Annotated in this window: 1 protein-coding gene and 1 pseudogene; both read right to left on the bottom strand. The window is 68.2% G+C overall.

The window, feature by feature from the left end; genetic code table 11:
* Nucleotides 1-199, bottom strand: a pseudogene (locus L286_RS25285) (AAA family ATPase); the annotation flags it as partial.
* 2 nt (nucleotides 200-201) lie between these two features.
* Nucleotides 202-1,359 carry a type II and III secretion system protein family protein gene (locus tag L286_RS25280; protein ID WP_020819614.1) on the bottom strand — a complete coding sequence of 386 codons (1,158 nt, stop codon included), beginning with the start codon at nucleotides 1,357-1,359 and terminating at the stop codon, nucleotides 202-204.
* Between the last annotated feature and the right edge of the window lie 154 nt (nucleotides 1,360-1,513).

Genomic DNA, 1,513 nt, shown 5'->3' with positions numbered 1-1,513 from the left:
CCGCCACCACGGCGCCGATCGCGACCGACAGGGCGCGCTCGGGCGGAATGGCGGCGCGGTCGATGACGATCAGCGCCAGCCCGTCCAGCGCCTCGCGCTCCACCGATTGCGCCAGTTCCACCGTGGCGCGGCCGCCCGCCGCTTCCTCGATGCGCTGCGCCAGCACCCGGTCGACCGACAGCAGAAGGATCTTCGCCATGCTCACCGCCGCACCACGCCGAAGGGCGCGCTGGACTGGTCCAGCCCGTCCGTGCCCAAAATCATGTCGCCTATGCCGGGGTCGATCCCCGCCGTCGCCGCGCCGGGCAAGGGCGGCACCTCCTCCGGTTTCATCGGCCCCACCAGCCGGGGCGTCGCGACGATGATCAGCTCCTGCTTCTCCTTCTGGTTCTGCTGCCGCTTGAAGAAGGCGCCCAGCACCGGAATATCGCCGAAAAGGGGCGTCTTCTCCTTCGTCACCGTCTGGCTGGAATAGCTCAGGCCCGCGATGACGAAGCTCTGCCCGCTGCCCAGTTCGACCGTCGTCTCCGCCGACCGCCGCCGCAGCCCCGGCACGACATAGCCCTGCAACTGCACGCCATTATTATAATCGAGTTCGCTGACCTCCGGCGCGATCTTCAGCACGATATGATCCTTCGACAACACGAAGGGCGTCACCGATAACCGCACGCCGAATTCCTTATACTGGATGGACAGAGTATTGCCTGATCCCGAAACCTGCGGCACCGGCACCGGAAACTCGCCTCCCGCCAGGAAACTCGCCTGCTCGCCGGATCGCACCAGCAAGGTCGGCTGCGCCAATAGCTGCGACAGCCCGTTGGAGGACAGCGCGCTCAACACCGCGCCGATCCCCCGATTGGGCGCGGAAAGGAACAGGTTGAAGGCGTTTTGGATCGGCGCGCTCGCCTCCAGCGCCAGCCCATCGGGATTGAAGGACGCGCTCCCCAGGCTGCTGGGCGAAACGATGGCCCCCTGAATATCGCCGCTGAGCTTGGAGAAGTTGAAGCCCAGCGCCTTGAGCGTCGTCGCGGAGACCGCCGCGAACTGCACGTCCACCGCCACCACCTGCTCGCCCGCCCTGACGATGGGCGCGCTCGCCGCCGCATTGGGCGCGACGCTGACCGGCTCCCGCGCCATCAGTCCGCCATCGCCGCCATAGACGCTGACGGTCGCCGCGCCTTCGCCAATCGCCGTCAGCCGCAGCGACCGGGCAGAAGGCGCGGCGATGGACAACACGCCCTCCCGGTCCACCTCGACCCGCCCGATGGCGCGGGGATAGGAAAGGGTGCGCTGCTCCTTCACCTGCAACGCCGTTTGCGCCACGGCGCCAAGGGGCAGGCCCATCGCGATCAGCCCCAATCCAAGACGCGCCCGCTCCCAACAGCCCGAAATCCTCACTTCGCGCCACTCCCCGAATAGATGGTTTCGCGCCGGCTCCCCACGACCAGTTCGATGGCATGGGGCGCAGGACGCGCCGTCGCGCGGGGCGCGGGAGCCGTCGGCGCGGGCATCG

The sequence above is a fragment of the Sphingobium sp. HDIP04 genome (genome assembly GCF_000445085.1).
GTDB classification, from domain to species: Bacteria; Pseudomonadota; Alphaproteobacteria; order Sphingomonadales; family Sphingomonadaceae; genus Sphingobium; species Sphingobium indicum.
This window is presented reverse-complemented; position numbering and strand designations above follow the sequence as displayed.